Below are 18,310 nucleotides of genomic sequence, written 5' to 3'. Positions count from 1 at the left end.
CATTAACACGTAAGCGAGGTACTGCGGGTTGTCCATCAGCGCCTCCATCACCTGGGCCTTCAGATCAGGATCGCCAAGCGCCGCGGCAATTGGATCAAGCCACTGAAATACGGTCCCGATGCCAGTCAGGAACAAGCCCATAGCACCGTGACCGAACGCCCCGTGAGCGCCCAGACCTTGCCCCAGAACGTGTTGGCTTCAGCGTAGAAGCCCTTGAGCGCCGGGATCGCATGGAGCACCGGGCGCAGGAACATGAAATAGACTTGGAAGCACCAGATCGCCATCGCATCGTCGACACCGATATCCCACGCCGTGTTCACGGGCAGATCGCTATTCACCGCGACATCGAGGATCCGGCCGCCCTGCTCTGCCTCTCGGAGCTGCTTGCCCCAATAGAAGCCGCGAACCGCAGCCTCGAAGGACAGAAATATTCCTGCTCGATCAGCGCATCGCCGGCCTCGTCGCTGTAGATACCGTGATACTCCCTGCGCTGGATCTCAACGGCTTCACGCGAGGTCGCGCCCGTGTTGTCGACAGTCAGAACCTGCGCGAACCAGTCCGAGCTCCCGCGCGCCATATTTCAGCATCGACTTGGCGTGGTTGCGTCCGCGCGACGTGATGAACAGCGCCCAGCCGCTATTCTCGACGGGGATCAGGGCGCGGTACGCATACGCTGCTGGGTTCGCAAGCGCCCATTCGGAGAACGTCACACCGGCTGGAGGAGACCCGACCGACGAGTTATAGCTATCCGAGCCGACGACCTGCCAGGTCGCCCCGTGCTTGAACCGAATGAAAAGATCGCTTTGCGCGCCTGCGGGCCGCTCGAATGCCGACGCGGCCGCCCAGTGCAGGCAAACGTCATCCTTGCCGGCTCGACGATGCCAAATCCCGATCGCGCGCCGACACCCGGCCTCAAGCGCACTCCAGAGCGGCGTGGTAATCCCGCGGCTCCCACCTATTCGGTAGGAGGATTCCGCATCGGAAAACTTGCGGATCTACAAGAACGTATCATATTATGATACAAACCTCTTGCGAGGCGTATCACCGCATGATACACTCCGATCATGATCAAGTGCTTCAAGGACGAGCTGACCGAAGCAGCCTTCAACGGCAAAGCCAAAAGGCTTTCCGGCCGATCTGCTCAAGCTAGCTCGCCGTAAGCTCCAGTATCTGAACGCAGCTGTGAACCTACACGACCTTTTGGCCCCTCCCGGCAATCACCTTGAAGCCCTGAAGGCGACCGCAAGGGGCAATATTCCATCCGCGTGAACGATAAGTTCCGCATTTACTTCTCCTGGACCGCTGAAGGTCCAAAGGAGGTCGAGTTCGTTGACTACCACTAGCCAGACCAAGGAGGTCATATGGCAAAGAAACTGTCCCCATTGCACCCCGGTGAGGTGCTACGCGAGGAATTTCTCATCCCGCTCAACATTTCGGCCGGTGCGCTCGCCAAGGTTTGCGGCGTTCCCCGTACCAGGATTGAGCGTATTGCGAACGAGGAGACCTCGATTACCGCGGACACTGCTCTTCGCCTGTCCAAGGCGCTGAAAACCTCTGCTCAGCTTTGGCTGAACCTGCAGAATGCCTATGACGTGCAGATGGCCGAACAAGAACTTGGCAGCGACCTGGAAAAGATCAAACCGATCGACCGCGAAAGCTGCGTGAAACGAGAGACGCCCGGACGGGAGCCGCCGGGCGCATCTATTCACTCAAGCTGATTTTCGGGCGAATATTGGCTACGACTGCAAAAGTCAATCCACTGGGGATCTCACTCCACAAGGCCGGCTGTCTTACCGGAAGTACGTCATGCCGCCAACGACGATCGACAGGACAAAAACCAAAGTGGCAGCTCCAATAATCCACGGCATGTCACGGCGTTCTCTGGGGGTCATGTTACTTCCTCATGTGTATGTCCTCGAGCGCCTTAGGCGGCTGTAGCCCTGGCGACGTCAGCCACTCGTTGATATGGGCTGCCGTTTCGGCCTGACGCGCTCGGCGGAGATATAGCTCGCGCTGAGTGCCGGGCGGGAGATGCGCAGCAGCGACCCTGAAGCGAGCAGCCTCCTCGGCCAATCTCTCTTCGAATGTCTTGGTATGTTTCGTTCGATTGCGACGCTTGATGACCACAGCGCACTCCTTTCCGTTGCAAGAAGGCGGGAGCGCGGTGACGGCGATCTCATCACCGATAGATACCCAAAGCCGTGCGGTGATGAGGAATAAATACTAGGGGCAGCGGCGGGCTTCTATATCCCACGTTACACGCGTAAATAATTGTTTTCATTCAAAAATACTCAAACGGTTCAAAATACTCATTCGTCTCCTAATGACACTTTCGCTATGCATTTGTCACACTGCCTGATCTCGCCATCTCCGCAGAACATCATCATGCCAAAGCATCGTCGCGCCGGGATGTATCCTGAACGCAGCGAGATCAACCGCCCGGTCCATCGTCGCGCCCGGCGCCTCGTACCACCCACCTGCCCGCTTGATCGGCATCATGTCGCATTGCACCGGCTTGGAGATGTTGGTCGCGATCGCGCGGTTCGGCACCCAGAGGGCAGCGTACCGCCAGCTTGGTCGCCGACGATGCCTGCAGCCGCGTGATCGTCGCGACCAAGTCGAGCGCATAGCTGATGCTGCGGGGTCACAGAATACCCCTGACGAGTCAGTGGGCCCGCTTCGCTGCTTCGCAACGATGATTTCGAGGCGGTTGTGGCAGCTTTCGATCTTCGTCTGCCACTCCATGTGCTCGGGTATGCCCGGCTTCGGCTCGAGCTTGGACAGGTAATATTCCTCCCCGAAGAGAAACAGCACCGTATCGGCGTCAGCCTCAATGTCGCCGCTCTCACGCAGATCGGAAAACTGTGGCCGCTTGTCATCTCGTTTCTCGACTTCTCGATTGAGCTGCACGAGCAGGATGACGACGATATTCAGCTCCTTGGCCAGCGACTTCAGACCACCGCATAGTGACGCTGGCCGCGATATTAGGATGACGCTTTCAGGTACTTCAGATAGTCGATGACGATGAAGCCCAGCCGGCGCCCTTCCCGCTGCGCCCGCTCGGCGAGACTTCTGGTTCTGGCGCTCACCTCGCCAACGGAAAGCGAGGATGTATCGTCGATGTAGAGCGGGAGATCGCTGAGCCGGCGCGCGGAGTCGATCACCATGTTGACGTCAGATCCCGGCAGTCGACCCTTTAGAATATGGCCCGACGGGATGCGTTGAAGGGACGATCATCGACGGCGGGGGACGAACTTGGGCGACGATCGCGACACTGCTGCAGACGGCGAAGATGAACAACGTCGATCCGTTCGCCTGGCTCGCCGTAACACTTCAGCGTATCGCCAACGGTTGGCCGAACAGCGAACTCGACGCGCTTATGCCATGGAACCACGCCGCCTGACGGCCTCAGCTTGCCGCTTACCATGGACCGTCATAGGCGCTCCGTGGAGAAGGTCCTACTCGCTGAATCTCACGATGCCGAGCACAAGATGCTCGGCGTACTCGTATGGCACGGGCGCGACGGCCGTGCCATTGCGATTGGCAACCGACACAAGGTGGCCAGCAACCGGGATGTTCCAAGATCCCCTTGTCCCATGGACCCGGTCGGTTCGATCAAGCTTCCAGCGACAACCGTGCTGACCGAAATCTGAGCGGCTCTACAATCACAAGCCTTCCGGGCTGCGACCATCGCCAAGAACCCTTGAAATGGCTGACTCTGCTCCTATCGTCTGTTGTGGGCAAGCTTCAGCTTGCCGAAAGGTCCTCGGAGACAATTTGACCATGGACCCGAAACGGGGATCCAGCTTTGCAGGGGCTGCGGATCTTGTGCGCACGCGGAGACGGCGCGTCGACACCTTGCTGAATTGAGCGCAGCCTGTGCGAACGGCGACAAGAGTGCGGCCCGCCGGCATTGCGCCAGGCAATCAGTGAGCTCGAGCTCGCTCGCGCGATGTTGCGAATTGGAAATGACTGAATTGGAGACGTTGGGCACCTAACTGCGGGCTCCATCATGACGGCACAGCTTCACGATTTACTTACCGAGGCCCTTGAAAGCATCAAGTCGGGCGGTTTGATTCACAAATACAGCTTGGTCTGGGCCGGTCGTAGCGAGGCGCCACGCATTATCGTGTGTAAACCCGCCGACATTTCAGATGACGTTTTGCGTCGTACAATAGTGAGTTCACTGGCTGGCCTCGCAGCTGACTCACAAATTACCATCGAAAAGGATTGAGGGCGGCGGCGTTCAGCTGTCAGAGGTGGGCTACGACTATGCTTTGGAATCAGTTCGTCGGAATCACGATGCTGCTCTATGCGCTGACGAGTCCGGTCGGAGCCATTCCAGTATTTCTTGCGATCACGCGGCAGGCGCGAAGCGCAAATATCCATCGTATCATCGTCTTGGCATGCACGGCGGTTGCGGTTTTCTTTGTGGGAGCCGCGGTCCTCGGCAAGCAGATCCTCGGCTTTTTCAATGTCGGTCTCGATGACTTTCGTATCGCAGGCGGGTTGCTTGCACTGGTCATCGCGCTCGAGATGTTTCAGGCACAGTATGGGAAATTCTTGCAATCAACCAGCGGAGTTGACAGCAGCGAAGTAGATATCCATGGAATGGCGATAACACCGTTTGCATTCCCTTTGCTCGTCGGACCAGCCCAAGTCGGCATCATGATCACCCTTTCCAATGATAATCCTGGCTGGCTTGCGAAGGCGCTGCTTGCTGCGGCGTCAATCATCGCAACATTCCTGATCGGATTGACACTCTGGACGGCGGCGGCGATCGAGCGGTTCCTGGGAAAAACCGGGATCAACGTTATGACCCGCACCATGGCGCTCATTGTAGCGGCGATAGGCGTGCACTTCATTATGACTGGCCTGCGGAGCGAATTGCCCGGATTGGCCGGCTGAGATTCTGACAGGCCAGTTGCAAGCTAGGCTTCCGCGCCGGCTGCGCAACGGATCTCACATGACGCGTGCCTTCGTGGTGAGCCTTTGCACGGCAGCCGGCTCCAGAGCAAATGGAAATACCGCAATGGGGCCGGCACGCCCGGGGACAAAGTGCAAACCTCTCCGGTCTCGCGCGAGGTTCAGCATTGAGCGGTCTCCCGACCCGGCGCAGATGGCGGGCGTGCCTCGCGAGCCAACTGCCCGAACTCGGTTCCGGTGCGCGGGCCAGAATAACCCGACTAAAACCAAGCCAAAAAATTTTTGCGAACGCTCTTGAAACTGATCGCCGTTTTTCTAATTGGATTTTTGCCGCTTTACGGGCGGTGCCGGGCGCCAGGTTGGGCTCGGCAAAGCAACCAGGGCGCCGGACAGGTGTCTTGCAACGATCGTCTTGCGCTCCTTCGTATCCATCTTGCTCTCTGGAGGACTTGGCTATGAGGACATACGATTTCACTCCCCTGTGGCGTTCGAGTATTGGATTCGACCGCCTCATCGATCTGCTCGACGAAACCCAGCATCGGCCCGAAGACAACTACCCGCCCTACAATATCGAGCGGCTCGGAGAGGACCGCTACCAGATCTCGGTCGCACTGGCCGGCTTCAACCAGGACGAGATTTCGGTGACGGCTGAGCAGAACGTGCTGACCGTGGAAGGCCGCAAGGGCGACAAGGACCAGCACGAATACCTCTATCAGGGTATCTCGGCGCGTCCGTTCAAGCGACAGTTCAACCTCGCCGACTACGTGCAGGTCAAGTCGGCAATGGTCGAGAACGGTCTGCTGCGGATCGAGCTCGTGCGCGAAATCCCCGAGGCCATGAAGCCTCGGCGTATTGCCATCGGAAGTGGCGCTCCTGGCGGACAAATCACGCAGAAGGCGGCCTGAGCCCGCTTCCTATTGGGCCAAAACACGCACGGACGGTAACCGTCCGTGCGCTGACCAGCTGCATGTCAAGTTAAGGAGGATATCATGGGTATTCGGGATCTCGTTCCCTGGGGCAAAGGGCAAGAACTCTCAACCGGACGAGAGGCATTCGATCCGTTTCTCACGCTTCACCGTGAGATGAACCGTCTGTTCGATGACGCCTTTCGCGGCTTCGGCTCATTCGGTCGCATCAACGCTCCGTTGATGGAGGGCCAGTTTAGTTGGCCACGCCTTGAACTGAATGAAACCGATAAGGAGGTTACGGTTTCCGCCGAGCTTCCAGGCCTCAGCGAAAAGGATGTCCAGGTTGAAATCGCCAATGGCATCCTGTCAATCCGGGGTGAAAGGAAAGCCGAACGCAGCGACGATTCCAAGTTCGTCAGCGAGCGATACTACGGCTCTTTCGAGCGCCAGATTCCGCTTGATGGCGTCGAGGAAGATAAGGCGAAGGCCGACTTCAAGAACGGCGTCCTCACCGTGACGCTGCCGAGGTCCGAGCAGTCAAGGTCGAACGTCAAGCGTATCGCGATCAACAGCAACTAACGTCAGAGGTCGGCGGCGTATGACCGTCGCCAACCTCTATATTCAAGCCTTTAGCAACGCGTCTCTGGACGAAAGGAGAAACAGGAGACACGCCATGAGCCAAGCCAATCGTAATGCCAACCTCAATGAGCCGATTTTCCATCCAGTATCTCACTATAATTCACCTGGCGATGTATTGAATGACGCGCGGCTCTCGACAGACGAGAAGCGGGTCATCCTATCGTCCTGGGCATCGGATATGTACGTCATCGAATCGCAACCGACCCTGCGGGAGATCCCTGGCATTCCACATCGGTTGCGCCTTGCCGACATCCTCGCGGCCCTGAAGCGGCTGGACAGCGAGGAGGATCCGCCGCCGCGCGGCGGAATGGCAATGCAGCTGCCTCGGTTGAGCAAGCCGGTGCGCGCCGTTTGCGATTCCGAACGACATGCTGCGACGAAGCGGCATCGGCCGTTGAGAGTATCCCACGCGGATGCTCGATGGACTCGCGAAGCAAATGTACGGCGGTACCGGCGGCTGTTGGACACTCAACTGACTGACGCAGAACGCAACTTCATCAGGCGGCGTCTTGTCGAGGAATTAAAGGGCTTGATCGCCTCCAGGAGCGAGCGTCGTCACACAAACTGAGCCTCGGGGATCGGGCGTGTACGATTAAACTGTCGATGGAGGCAGGAAAAGATGGCAGCAGATCCGTTAGCTCAAGCGAAGATGGGTATGGAGGCCCTTGCGCTGTGTATCGCAGGTGTCTTGTGCGAACGTGACCCATCGCTTTTGCCCGTATTCCAAGAAAGTGCCAGGACGCTTCATCGCATTCTCGGTGATCGTGGGGATCATGAGGCCGCAGCAATGATCGGCGCATTTGGTCGAGCACTAATCAAACGTCCTCCAATCCCAAATTGACAATTGTGATCATAGCACTCCCATCGCTCGTGGGCTAAAGCCTACCACTCGAGCTACGCCGAAAACTGACGCATCGCCTCCAATCTTTTCATGGGTGACCTCCGGTGAGCATGTTCGCGCCAGAGTGCTGACCAGCTGTTCATAGGCGCGTCGTTCCTCTGCGGAGAGACTGGACGGCGGTGGGTTGCCGGCCTTGAGGGCCTTGTCGACGTCGGCTGGAACGGTGGCGGGCATGTTGGTGGGATGGCAAGCAATCCCGCAGGTGCCTGTAAGCCCATCTGGTCGACGGCAAACGCTCCCCAATCGCCTCCCTGTTCGCCGCAACAGCCCGGGCCCCGATGGCGGGTCTTCCGCGCCCGCGGCCAATTCTACACACAAAACGCGAAAACGGCCCCAGCTTGGGGATCGCTGAGGCGGTCGTGTCGTCTGCTGGGGCGCGGGCGCCGGTGAGCAAGAGCCACCTCGGTTCAGGCAGAATGCCGGTACATCCGCGGCAGCCTGAATTGCACTCGACGTCGCAGCGCACTTGCCGAGGGCCTCGGGGGGACGCATACAAGCGACCCCGGCGCTGGGGGCACCAGGGTCGCCACTGAACTCCCGGTCGGGGGGGCACCTGATCGCGGGAGCAACGAATTGACTCTTCGCATTCCCACTTGTTCCCGAGCCGTTAGCAAATCAGCAACGTGATCGGCGCAGGCTTCTCTGAGGGACGGGACCGTTGGGGACGCAGCACGGTCACGTTTCGGAGGAGCTGGCGCACCGGCCCTGAGCGTCCTCTTTTGGACTTTGTGTGAGTTAGGCAACAGAAGTCACTCCGGGTACCTGCTAAGCAAGTGACGTTGGGAGTTTCAGGGCCCTAGCGCTGGGAATGACAGGGCGCCGCCGGGACAAACCATTTCGGGCCCGGCGGCGTAGTTTTTGAGATTTGCCGCGCTGACGCATGAGAGGCGTCTCAAGATGTCTGGCGACAAGATTGCTACAAAGACCGTGCTGTTAGCGCTGGCCATCGGCATTGCCATATGGGCAACTATGGGGGCGCCCGAGCCAGGCACAAACTCGCCGATGCACGTCGCCAGCAGGCGATGAGGCCCTGCCTGCCCGTCTGGCGGTTTAGTCTCCTAGGGACATTGGGCGCTGTCGCTTAAGGTCAGCGTCATTCGAGCGGCAGAGAAAGCGCGGGCAGCGGCCTATTGCCCTGCTCGCAACCTGTTCGCCCCTTGAGCGGTAGAACCGGCGTTGAGGCATCCGCGGCAGTCCGGCCCATGAAATGGGTCAGATTAACGCCCGATGACCACTCCACATAACCAACAGCCGAAAAGGCGAGCGCTGCCACGACGAGAATACTGAGCATTGAAGCGGCGGCTGCTGACGGCAAGCTTTGGCTGCTGAAAAACGGCATCATGATTCTCCGACACCGAGTTGCCACCCATGGATGCGTTAGGCCGACTCGCGATGATCGCGTGTGAACGGCCTCACATATCACGCGCACTTGATGCGTCATTGGCCCGTGGCACAGCCCCTGCAGTTTGCTTAGTGCTGGGAATTTCAGCGTCCCAGTTCAGGAAGGAAACGCCGCCGGGCGTGCATTTTTGAGACCGGCGGCGTTTTTTCTTGAACCAGCGCGAGCTAGCCCGTTTCAGACCGCCTCGTCCTCTTCATCTTGCTGCTCGACGTTCGGCCATTCGGGCATTGCATAGCCCGTGGCCCGAACACTACCCGCAAGTCCACAGAACTCAGCAACTGCAATGAACAGCCTCTGAAAGGCAGCCTCGTCTTGGAAGTAAACCTCGTGATCGCCCGCACAAAGCGGACTGGCGTGCCAGAATGCAACGAGTGCTTTTGCCTTCAGTCCGCCGATCGACGTGACGGGCAGTTCGTCAATTCTATTCGCCAATGGTTGGAGCTGTCGATCGAGCAAGGTTATTTGCTCGCAAATCTCCGTAATACCCAGCCTGTCGCGGGCCTCCTCAAAGAATCTGCCTTTTTCGGTCCCGCAGTCATCAACTCGTCAGGATTTTGCACTCCTGGGGCTAGAGCCAACGGCCCGTGTGTATTTTAAGCGGGCGGCGTCGCGCCCTGGTCAGACAAACCACCTAAAGCCGGAGCGGCCGCCATCGAGTTGTGAGAGCGCTGACACCAACGCAGAGCTTGCTGCGCCCGGAAGACCAACCTCGACATTTGGAACATTCCGGGCCTTACCCGCTTGTTCCGAAATCCAGAACGAGATCACCAACGTGACGGACGAACTTGAATATCTAGCGCACCGATTGGTGATTATCGAGCAACCCGGCGGCGGGTTCTTGGTGGAAGCGACGCCGATCGCTGGCGCACAAACGATCAGAACAATGACCTATCAACGTACCCAGGAAGCGATCGCTGCAGCGAAACGGACAATCGACAAGCATCTCGTAGGTAGGGGACCTGCCAATTTGGCTCGCTATTAGTGGCTTTGGCAGCGGAAGTTCCATGCAGCCCCTTGGGGCTGAGTCGGCGGCTCTCCGCCGATTTGAACCCATTTGAACCCAAGACATTAAAACAATAAGTCCTAGCGTCTGCGAGGAGCGCTTTGGACGCGCGGTTTTATAGCCTATTCGGGCTACGTGCATCCGGCATAAATTGCGCTTTCAGCGAGAGACGCCCGGGCTTAAGCTATGTGACAAATGCTGCACTGTCGGGGTGTGCCATGGCCGAAACATTCGTCCGCGTAGGCATGTCCTCTTGGGCCTTTGCCCTTTCGCAATCGTTGCAATTGCTCTGCTCGTGTAAAGCTGACACGGTTTCATTCGCGAGTCGGCCGGAGCGAACCGGCCGAGACAGCGGCCCCAGCGACAGCCTCTTGGCCCCAAAGGTTGCTGCGGCCGTTTGTGACTCTCTAAATTCATAGCAATGAAACACGTTGGCGACCGCCCCTACTCCGAATCCGAAAAAGCCGCGCGCAGGATCATGGAGCACGCGCCTTCGAGCCGATCCAGGATGGCCGGATCTGCATCGAAGAGATCAACTATCCGATGCTCTACCAGGACAAGGCGCCGCCGGCTGAGTATTGGGCTGGCTTGGAGTACCCGAAGGATCGGGGCTGGCTCGGGTATCACGGTCTCGCGGCCCGCGTGCCGGACCTGGACCTCGGGCAGCGCTTGGTGCTGCGGGACGAAACGGGCTGGCAGCTGACCGACGCCGGCCGCGAGATCCTCAGTGTTGCGGAATCGTCGGCCCCCCAGCCGGTCGCGCCGGAGGTCTCAGCTGTATCCGCGCCGCCGCAGCCCGATGCACTGACCGCCCTCCGCCACGCCTGCTCGAAAGCGCGATCCCGGCACAGCGACCGAGCAGACGCGAGGGGCGACGGCGCATCGACAACGGCGGCAGCTGGAGCGGTCGGCTTAGGCAGCCGCGAACGGACAGTCGTCACGGCATCAAACCGTAAACGCCTCATCGTTGGTGACCAGCGGATTGCAGGTCGAGTGCACGATCTTGCCGGCGGTGTTCAAGCGGAGACGCGTCCGGAACAGCCGTCCCCCTGCATCGCGGTACTCGAGGTAGATGCCGCCGTCTTCCGGCACGATCGCCTCGATCTGGAAGGGGCCGGGAGGCTGATCCGCCAACCTCAGCGTCCAATAGGAACGCAATGCCCGCCTGCCCTCGAACCTCCCGCCTTCGCAGCATTCCACGGTGGTGTCTTCGTCGTACAGGCCGAGCAGATCGGACATTCGCCGGTCCCGGCACGCGTCGAGCAAATCGACGACGATGGCCATGGCATCGAAAGTCTCGGGTGCACCCATCACGGCCCTCTTTCTGCAACGCCCCATCGCAGACTAGGCGTTCCGGCCTGAACTGCAGGTGAACCGCGCCGGGTTCCGGAATCGAGTCCTTCTTGCGCCGACCGGGTCCCGCAGCGGCGCCGGAAGAGATCGCAGAGGAGCGCGAAGATGGAGCTGACTGGAGCGCGATTTTCTGAGGAAGCGCATCGGCGAATCCTTGGTCAACCCACCGACGTTCGACCACGAAATCGCGGCGCGGCTCGTGGAGCCCGGTCACGTGGAAACCGAACCGCTTCCATCCGGAGATATCGAGTATCGCATCACCGACGGTGGGCGGGCGCCGGCTACCGCGTGAACACAGATCGGCGAGCCGAGGGGGCCGAGTCAGGGGGCTTCGGTTTTCGGGAGCCGCTCCAATTGCAGACGCAGGGCGGGCGACAATTCCGGCTTTTCCTTGATGCAGCCGCCCGCCGATTCCCGCACAATTGACCCGCTGTGTTGCGGACCGATGTCGACGCCCCCCAGCATCGGAGCAATCTCGTTGCGACCCACCCCCTGAAAGCAACGTCGGCGGACGTCGGCGGTTTCAGCGGCGACCGGGGCAGGTCGAAGGAACGATAATCGTGCTGCCCCATTGAACTGCAGGGACCGTCGCCCGCCGTTGAACTACGGCGCCTGTCGCGGATAGCCAAAGGTCTCACGGCCCGCTATTCAGAACTAGCGCTCGCGAGGATAGCCAAAGGCGGCGGCCTCCTCCAGGCGTAAGAGTCGAACCGTCCTCCGCAGCGCCTGCGATGTTGCCTTCGAGGCCAGCCGCATGGAGTTCCTAAACGATCGACCGATGTGCCCGGTGTGCAAGCACGGGCTCGCGCTGTCGCGTATCTCTTCCGGCGAGCGGGGATTCGAGGACCGTACGTTCGAGTGCTCTACCTGCGGCGGGACGGAAAAGGTTACGATCGAGGTTGACCCCGTGAAGTCAGATGCGGTGGGCTGGCTCGCCCGCGAGCGTCGGCCGCCGCGCTGACTTGACCCGATCGGTGCCGCCACGGCCAATGCTCGATGCCGATGATCATCCTTGTCGTGTCACGGCAGAAAAGCCAACTCGTTCTGCTGCGCGCCCCATCGCTCAGTTTTCGACTTGATCCATCACGTCGCGTACCTTGGCGGCCAGTTCATTGAAGCTGAAGGGCTTGACGATCAATTGCACGCCCTTATCGAGCCGGCCGTGATGAATGATCGAGTTGCGGGCATATCCGGTAGTGAACAGCACCTTCAAGGAGGGGCGGATGGCTCTGGCTTGAGCGGCGACCTGCGCGCCCGTCATACCGCCCGGAAGGACCACGTCTGTAAACAGGAGATCCACTCGGGGTTGCCGGTCTAGGATCCGCAGAGCCGCCGGCCCATCATGGGCCTCCAGCACGCGATAGCCCAGCTCGCGGAGGCTGTCGACAGAGTAGGCTCTGACGTCGGCGTCGTCCTCGACGACGAGAATGGTCTCTTCCTGGGTCGCCTCCGGATTGAGCGTCTCATCAGGTGTGGTGTCATCCGACGAGTCGCCTAACAGGCGAGGCAGGTAAATTTTGACGGTGGTGCCCTGCCCAAGTTCCGAATAAATCTTCACATGACCGCCCGACTGCTTGACGAAGCCATACACTTGGCTCAGCCCAAGTCCCGTGCCTTTGCCGACGGGTTTCGTCGTGAAGAATGGCTCGAACGCTTGCGCCACGGTCTGCCGGTCCATGCCAACGCCGGTGTCGGTGACCGATATGACGACGTACTGGCCCGCCACCACTTCCCTATGTGCCGCGACATAGGCTTCGTCGATGTGGGCGTTACCGGTCTCAAGTGTTAGCCTTCCCCCATTTGGCATGGCATCGCGAGCGTTGACGGCGAGATTGAGGATGGCAGCCTCGAGCTCATTGGGGTCGGCTTCCACGCGCCACAACCCGGCGCCGAGCACGGTCTCCACGGCGATCGTCTCGCCGAGCGTGCGATGGACCATCTCGGAAAGGCCGTTGACCAGAACGTTCACGTCGATCGGCTTGGGATCGAGGGGCTGGCGGCGCGAGAACGCGAGAAGGCGCTGGGTAAGCGAGGCGGCCCGTTGGGCGCCATTCATCGCGTGACGCACGGCGCGCTGCAGATGCGCGGAATCCGAAGGAACATTACGCTGCAACGTGTCGAGATTTCCCATGATCACCTGGAGGAGGTTGTTGAAGTCGTGGGCGACCCCACCCGTCAACTGCCCGACCGCTTCCATCTTTTGGGACTGCCGCAGCGCCTCCTCGTTGCGCTTAAGCTGTTCGGTGCGCTCGATCACCTGCTTTTCCAGCGTGGCATTCAACTCGACGAGCGCCTCCTGGGCGCGCTTGCGTTCTGCGATTTCGCGGTGCGACGCCTGCGAAAGACGGACATTGTCGATTGCCACGGCCGCTTCGGCGGCGAGCCCCGAGAGGCCCCGCTCGGAGCGCTCCGAAAAGACGCCAGGCTTGCCGTGGCCAAAGAACAGGCCTCCGATCACATCCCCCGTCCGCGAAATCACGGGAACGGCGAGATAGCTCCGGACGGGCAGATGGCCTTCGGGCATGCCTCGACGCGGCGCATTCTTGCCATAGCGGGGATCCTTGGTGATATCGTCGGAGCGCACGATGCCCTCGCCGTTGAAGGTCGGCGCGAACACTTCGGTATTTCGCGGCATCGGAAACTTCGAAAATGCCTCCAGCGGCGCTCCCGAAAGCGTGTAGAGCATGTAGCTTTCGCCGGCCTCGTTGGTGAGGTTGTAGAAAAACGCCCCAAACTCGGCACCGCTGAGTTCGACGCCCGCATCCGTTACGATTTGCACCAGGCGCTGGAGATCAGTCTCGAGGGCGAGGGCCGATCCGGCGCGATTGAGCACTTCGAGCGAATGCCGCTCTTCACGGATCATCTCCTCGGCCTCCCGCTGGATCGTGCGGTCGCGCAGGATCTTGACGAAACCGACGATCTTTCCGCCCTCGCGGATCGGGCTCAGTTCGCCCACCGCCCAGAAACGGCTCCCGTCTTTGCGGAGGCGCCAGCCTTCCTGGCCGCCGCCCCTACCGTGCGCGGTCGCATCTTCCATTTCTTTGCGCAACTGCGCCTGGCCAGCGTCCGCGGCAAAGATCCGGTCCAAGGACTTGCCGAGCATTTCGGGTTCGCTCCAGCCAAGGATCCGGCTCGCGCCGGTATTCCAGCTGGTAACGAGTCCGCGTTCATCGGCGCTGATGATGGCCGTATCAGTCGCGCCATTGACGATCTGACGCCACTGGGCCGCGCTGATTTCATCGGGCGCGCTTGCGAGGTCGTCAGCTTCGATCATCGATGCTCCCTGACAAAAGTGCGGATGCCACATCCTGGAAGGAGGCAGGCCGGCGTCAGTAGCTCGACTTTCTTGACGGCCCCCGGCGGCTGAAGAAGTACACTTGGCCAACGCAGGGTCCCAGCGGTGAGTTCCCTTTCGGGCGGGTGCGGTGGGGCACGAAATTTCGTTCAGAACGTCAATACAATGCGGAACAAAGGACCGCATCACGGCCTTCCCTAGCCATCTTTTCGGGTTCCATGACGGAAGGCCGAAGGAATTGTCCGACCTCGGTGATGGACGCCGTCCGCCTGAGCTGGCGCTCGGCTGATGGTCAACCGCCGGGCGTCCGGAGTGCGGATGGCGGACTAGCCGCCAGACATCGCCGTTGGCGCTTTCGTAGAGAACTCTTCCGGTCATGCCGTTCAACCGAGGCCGGCCACCCGGGTTGCTGCACGAGCCTGCTTTGGCAGTTCGCAGGCTACGACGGCGCGCTGGCCGCGGGGGCGACCTTGGTTGTCGTCGCTCCGTTGCCGGGTGGATCCTACCGAGTGGTCGCAACTATGGATAATGCGCCGGAGCACCTGTCGAAGTCAGACGTTCAAGCCGTGATGGACTCGCGGGGACCTGAGGCCAGCAACGCAACAGTGCTTGACGTGCTCTGGAGTTCGCGCTTCCGCTTGCATCATCGTCTCGCAAATTCCTATCGATGCGGCCGGCTAATACTGATGGGCGACGCAGCACATGTTCATAGCCCGGCAGGCGGTCAGGGCATGAACACCAGCCTGGTAGACGCCGTGGTGCTCGGAGAAACTCTGGCGGGCGTCGTCGGGCGCAACAGACCTGAAACAATGCTCGACGTCTATGAGAGCCTGCGCCGCCCGGCGGCAGCGCGGGTGCTTGGCCTTGCAGGCCGGCTGACGGACATGGCCACGACGCACGGTATCTTCAAGCGTGCCGCGCGCAACGTCCTACTGTCCTTCGTGGATCTCGTTCCAATCGTCAAACGACAGATTGAAATGAACCTGTCGGGTCTCAGCCGGGCCAACCTGGCGCATCTTCCGAATTACGAGCACCGCCAAGCCGCTTGAGAGGCATGTTGCGCGCCGCGCACGCGGCCTCAAAGCATCGTGCGATCAAGCACGATCCCTGCTTTTCAGTCCGCAGTCGTTTCTCGCGTTTTGGGTCCTTTCCTGATCTTGGATCGCAGCACACGCAGTGGTGTTGACGACTTCCGCTCCTTATCGGCGAGTGCGCCAAATGACTGGCAATGACGGATCGAAACGCTCCCTTCAGTGGGACGCCTCGCTGAACTTGGTGGTGCTGGAATGGAAAGGATGCCATGGCGCCGCGCGCGAAACCCAGGTTTCGAGAGTTGGGTCGAATTTTGAGGGATCATCGAGGCTACTGACAGCGACGATCAACGATTGCGGTCTAGTAGGCCAGTGAGCGGAAATAGGACTGCCACACTTGTTGCAAAAGCCCCTTCGGATTTCACGGCCGCTTTCAGCGACGGTCTCATAGAAGGCCGGCTCACCCTTGAGATAGCGAAATTTGTCGCTCGCAAACAACATCATCGCCGAAAATGCGGTGCCACTCGATCGCTGGCAGTCCCGGCAGTGGCACATCAACTGAACTATCGGTTCTCCTGAGCATTGGTAACGGATGTTCCCACAGGCGCAGCCGCCGGTCAGCATCTTCATCGCTCCCATTCAATGCAGAGGTGTATACATATCAGCAACTCCAGATGGGTCAAATCGCGGGTCAAGCTCCTTCGTTTTCCCGCCCCGCCGCCTTTCACTGAGGCGACGATTTCCGATGCTTATACCTCCTCGCCCATCGCAAGCATTGCTGCGGTCGCCTATGCGCATGAACGCCGCTGTTGGTTCTGGCGGATTCCGGCACTGGCGCAAGCCATGTGTTTTTGTCTGCCAATAATTGATCAGAAAGCATGCCATGAAAGGATGTCGTCGCTCGTCTCTCGCTTGTCGAACAGCAAAGGAGGCCGTGAATGACACCCCGCATCAATCTTGCCGCCCCAAACGAAGGTATTGAGGCCACGCGCGCCGCCGATAAATGGGCCCAAACAAAGCTCGAGCCGAAACTTATAGGCCTCGTCAAGACGAGAGCCTCGCAAATCAACGGATGCACCTTCTGTCTGCACACGCACAGCGGCGAGGCGTTCAAGCATGGTGAGACCCCTTTCCCGTCTGCCGCTTTCGAGGGAGAGATCAAAGGCCGCATCACGGGCAAAGTACGTAGTGGCGTCGAATACCTCCATTTGCGTGCCGATGGACGCACTGACCTCGACGGCAGTTGAAACTGAAGACGGCCATCGCATCGCAATGCACATTGACGGCGTTGCAACGCCGCGATCGAATGAACCGATGACGGACCTCGTTGCCAATCTGCGTCTCACCACCGCGGCTCCGAACTATGATTGGGTCAACAAGAAGCAGATCTGGGGTCTCGCCACTGTAAACCTGGAGACGGCGAAGATACACGACGAGTCTTTTATGCAGTGACGACCAAAGCTGACCTGCGCGGCTTTCGCATTCGAGGCACTTCTCGCGAACACCATCAGGTCTCCGGTCGGCGGCGAACGATCGTCATGGGCGTGAACTCGTAGACGGCTTGCCCATGCCGATTGTACATCGCCATTACATGACCACGGTGCCTGGGGTTTGGTCTTCGAGGGCGTCAGGTCTTTGACTTCGCCCTTCATGCGTACATCGCCCGGGCGGACCGGAGCCATCCAACGCACCTCATCGCCAAGACCGATGATCGGATGTTGACCGAACGGGCGCGCCTCAACGAGAAGCCGCATCGCAGTTCAGGCTGAATGCCACCCCGATGCTGTAAGACCCTAGAAAATTGTCTCGGCAGCAGTGGCTTCATCCAGATGCATCGGCTGCGGGTCAAACTCCGCCGCAAAGCGTTTGATGTCTGGCGCAGTGATCTGGGCCTCACCGGATGCGAGCGTCCATCTGTTGGCGCTGCGCCGTGCCAAGACGTGTCGGCAAGCCTATGCCGGCAGCACGATCACCTTCGTATTGACGGGCGTTCGCGCATATAGGTCGATCATGTCCTGACTGAGGAGGCCGGTACAGCCGCTCGTAATGCCGTTCCCAATCGTTTCGGGGTCGGTGGTGCTATAAATCGTGTAAAGCGTGTACACCCCATTTTGATAGAGGTAGAGCACGCGGGCACCCAGTGGATTGTCGAGACCTCCCGGCATGCCGCGAGCATATTTGCCCGCCTCCGGCTGGCGCGCGATCATCTCCTTAGGTGGCGTCCAGGTAGGCCATTCGGCTTTGCGCCCGACATAAGCCTCCCCGCTCCACCGGAATCCATCGCGGCCGACATTGGCTCCATAGCGGGTCGCGTTTCCCTCGCCCTCGATGCGGTAAACATAGTACTTGCTGGGATCGACGATAATCGTACCGGGCGCCTCACTACTGTCATAGCGCACTGTCTTGCGAAAATATTTCGGATTGACCTTACCAACATCGACCGCAGGGATCGGGAATTTCTCGTTCGGCACAGGCCCGTAGAGTTTCTCCGCCTCGGCCAAGCTCATGTAGTCGGATGCGCAACCGGCCAGGCCCAGTGCGGCGAGACCAGCAGCGGAGCCGAACAGAAACGCCCGACGGTTGAGAGGCCGCGACCGAAGCCCGGGCAGAGCGCCCTCACCCATCGCACCGGCGTCGGCAATTCCATGGTCCATGATCATGATTTCGGATTTTCCATTGTCCCGTTGCACGGCCGGACCAGACTTTGGCATACGGGATAGGGAGGGAGGAGAAAAAGTTCTTCGTCATTCGAGGTTGAACCTTCTTGACCAACAGATGGCCCTTTGGCTGTCGCCTGGGAGCAGGCAGCTGCGGCCATTTCTATCCATGTCGCGGCCGGCGACTTCGAAGCA

At 59.8% G+C, this 18,310-nt stretch carries 21 protein-coding genes and 3 pseudogenes; 12 read left to right on the top strand and 12 right to left on the bottom strand.

Annotated features, from left to right (window positions below):
• Positions 1-125: 125 nt before the first annotated feature.
• The gene (locus tag JEY66_RS09010; RefSeq protein WP_016841030.1) at positions 126-338 is read right to left on the bottom strand and encodes a hypothetical protein; all 213 of its coding nucleotides are present in this window, start codon (positions 336-338) and stop codon (positions 126-128) included.
• Positions 335-577: a hypothetical protein gene (locus JEY66_RS09005; RefSeq protein WP_016841031.1), complete on the bottom strand. Its 243-nt coding sequence runs from the start codon at positions 575-577 to the stop codon at positions 335-337. The genes JEY66_RS09010 and JEY66_RS09005 overlap by 4 nt, the downstream gene beginning before the upstream one ends.
• Before the next feature lie 487 nt (positions 578-1,064).
• Here JEY66_RS09005 and JEY66_RS09000 point away from each other — a divergent pair.
• Positions 1,065-1,343, top strand: a pseudogene (locus tag JEY66_RS09000) (type II toxin-antitoxin system RelE/ParE family toxin).
• An 18-nt stretch (positions 1,344-1,361) separates the two neighbouring features.
• A complete protein-coding gene (locus JEY66_RS08995; protein ID WP_018273509.1) occupies positions 1,362-1,718 on the top strand; it encodes a HigA family addiction module antitoxin in 357 nt (118 codons plus the stop codon).
• 628 nt (positions 1,719-2,346) lie between these two features.
• On the opposite strand, the gene JEY66_RS45390 is transcribed toward JEY66_RS08995, so the two are convergent.
• Positions 2,347-2,910 (bottom strand): DnaB-like helicase C-terminal domain-containing protein, encoded by a 564-nt coding sequence (locus JEY66_RS45390; protein ID WP_369527322.1) that lies wholly within the window; start codon positions 2,908-2,910, stop codon positions 2,347-2,349.
• A gap of 74 nt (positions 2,911-2,984) precedes the next feature.
• Entirely contained in the window at positions 2,985-3,218 is a 234-nt protein-coding gene (locus tag JEY66_RS45085; RefSeq protein WP_075969237.1) for a DnaB-like helicase C-terminal domain-containing protein, read from the bottom strand.
• Between the two features lie 20 nt (positions 3,219-3,238).
• On the opposite strand from JEY66_RS45085, the pseudogene JEY66_RS08980 reads away from it, so the two are divergent.
• From JEY66_RS08980 to JEY66_RS08955, 6 genes and pseudogenes are all read left to right on the top strand, one after another.
• Positions 3,239-3,403 (top strand): annotated as a pseudogene (locus JEY66_RS08980) (transposase domain-containing protein); the annotation flags it as partial.
• A 609-nt stretch (positions 3,404-4,012) separates the two neighbouring features.
• Positions 4,013-4,234: a hypothetical protein gene (locus JEY66_RS08975; protein WP_016841039.1), complete on the top strand. Its 222-nt coding sequence runs from the start codon at positions 4,013-4,015 to the stop codon at positions 4,232-4,234.
• Between the two features lie 38 nt (positions 4,235-4,272).
• Entirely contained in the window at positions 4,273-4,908 is a 636-nt protein-coding gene (locus JEY66_RS08970; RefSeq protein WP_245376342.1) for a MarC family protein, read from the top strand.
• 473 nt (positions 4,909-5,381) lie between these two features.
• Complete coding sequence (locus tag JEY66_RS08965) at positions 5,382-5,831, top strand: Hsp20 family protein (protein WP_016841041.1); 450 nt, start codon at positions 5,382-5,384, stop codon at positions 5,829-5,831.
• A gap of 84 nt (positions 5,832-5,915) precedes the next feature.
• Positions 5,916-6,413 (top strand): Hsp20/alpha crystallin family protein, encoded by a 498-nt coding sequence (locus tag JEY66_RS08960; RefSeq protein ID WP_026193316.1) that lies wholly within the window; start codon positions 5,916-5,918, stop codon positions 6,411-6,413.
• Positions 6,414-6,432: 19 nt separating this feature from the next.
• Positions 6,433-7,041, top strand: a complete 609-nt coding sequence (locus JEY66_RS08955) for a hypothetical protein (RefSeq protein WP_016841043.1) — start codon at positions 6,433-6,435, stop codon at positions 7,039-7,041.
• 1,426 nt (positions 7,042-8,467) lie between these two features.
• Here the strand turns inward: JEY66_RS08955 and JEY66_RS08945 are convergent.
• Positions 8,468-8,716: a hypothetical protein gene (locus tag JEY66_RS08945; RefSeq protein ID WP_129965246.1), complete on the bottom strand. Its 249-nt coding sequence runs from the start codon at positions 8,714-8,716 to the stop codon at positions 8,468-8,470.
• Between the two features lie 234 nt (positions 8,717-8,950).
• Positions 8,951-9,232 carry a hypothetical protein gene (locus JEY66_RS08940; protein WP_018273514.1) on the bottom strand — a complete coding sequence of 94 codons (282 nt, stop codon included), beginning with the start codon at positions 9,230-9,232 and terminating at the stop codon, positions 8,951-8,953.
• Between the two features lie 316 nt (positions 9,233-9,548).
• On the opposite strand from JEY66_RS08940, the gene JEY66_RS08935 reads away from it, so the two are divergent.
• Positions 9,549-9,758, top strand: coding sequence for a hypothetical protein (locus tag JEY66_RS08935; protein ID WP_125459416.1), 210 nt, complete (start codon positions 9,549-9,551; stop codon positions 9,756-9,758).
• A 966-nt stretch (positions 9,759-10,724) separates the two neighbouring features.
• Here JEY66_RS08935 and JEY66_RS08930 read toward each other — a convergent pair.
• The 3 genes from JEY66_RS08930 to JEY66_RS08920 form a co-directional block, all read right to left on the bottom strand.
• The gene (locus tag JEY66_RS08930) at positions 10,725-11,090 is read right to left on the bottom strand and encodes a nuclear transport factor 2-like protein (protein ID WP_016844178.1); all 366 of its coding nucleotides are present in this window, start codon (positions 11,088-11,090) and stop codon (positions 10,725-10,727) included.
• Positions 11,091-11,453: 363 nt separating this feature from the next.
• On the bottom strand, positions 11,454-11,597 hold the full coding sequence (locus tag JEY66_RS08925; RefSeq protein WP_016844177.1) for a hypothetical protein: 144 nt from the start codon (positions 11,595-11,597) through the stop codon (positions 11,454-11,456).
• Positions 11,598-12,195: 598 nt separating this feature from the next.
• Entirely contained in the window at positions 12,196-14,406 is a 2,211-nt protein-coding gene (locus JEY66_RS08920; protein WP_016847534.1) for an ATP-binding protein, read from the bottom strand.
• A gap of 239 nt (positions 14,407-14,645) precedes the next feature.
• Between JEY66_RS08920 and JEY66_RS45295 the strand changes: the two genes are divergently transcribed.
• Positions 14,646-15,476 carry an FAD-dependent monooxygenase gene (locus tag JEY66_RS45295; RefSeq protein WP_077231202.1) on the top strand — a complete coding sequence of 277 codons (831 nt, stop codon included), beginning with the start codon at positions 14,646-14,648 and terminating at the stop codon, positions 15,474-15,476.
• 201 nt (positions 15,477-15,677) lie between these two features.
• Here the strand turns inward: JEY66_RS45295 and JEY66_RS08910 are convergent, their stop codons facing one another.
• Positions 15,678-16,088: a GFA family protein gene (locus tag JEY66_RS08910; RefSeq protein WP_075969232.1), complete on the bottom strand. Its 411-nt coding sequence runs from the start codon at positions 16,086-16,088 to the stop codon at positions 15,678-15,680.
• Positions 16,089-16,396: 308 nt separating this feature from the next.
• Between JEY66_RS08910 and JEY66_RS08905 the strand changes: the two genes are divergently transcribed.
• Positions 16,397-16,705 carry a carboxymuconolactone decarboxylase family protein gene (locus JEY66_RS08905; RefSeq protein WP_075969230.1) on the top strand — a complete coding sequence of 103 codons (309 nt, stop codon included), beginning with the start codon at positions 16,397-16,399 and terminating at the stop codon, positions 16,703-16,705.
• Positions 16,677-16,910 carry a hypothetical protein gene (locus tag JEY66_RS08900; RefSeq protein WP_016847537.1) on the top strand — a complete coding sequence of 78 codons (234 nt, stop codon included), beginning with the start codon at positions 16,677-16,679 and terminating at the stop codon, positions 16,908-16,910. The genes JEY66_RS08905 and JEY66_RS08900 overlap by 29 nt, the downstream gene beginning before the upstream one ends.
• A 55-nt stretch (positions 16,911-16,965) precedes the next feature.
• On the opposite strand, the pseudogene JEY66_RS08895 reads toward JEY66_RS08900, so the two are convergent.
• Together JEY66_RS08895 and JEY66_RS08890 are read right to left on the bottom strand one after the other, a co-directional pair.
• Positions 16,966-17,395, bottom strand: a pseudogene (locus JEY66_RS08895) (MaoC/PaaZ C-terminal domain-containing protein).
• Positions 17,396-17,410: 15 nt separating this feature from the next.
• A complete protein-coding gene (locus JEY66_RS08890) occupies positions 17,411-18,118 on the bottom strand; it encodes a L,D-transpeptidase (RefSeq protein ID WP_018273517.1) in 708 nt (235 codons plus the stop codon).
• Positions 18,119-18,310 lie beyond the last annotated feature (192 nt).

Origin of the sequence: Bradyrhizobium elkanii USDA 76 (assembly GCF_023278185.1) — a bacterium.
GTDB lineage: Bacteria > Pseudomonadota > Alphaproteobacteria > Rhizobiales > Xanthobacteraceae > Bradyrhizobium > Bradyrhizobium elkanii.
This window is presented reverse-complemented; position numbering and strand designations above follow the sequence as displayed.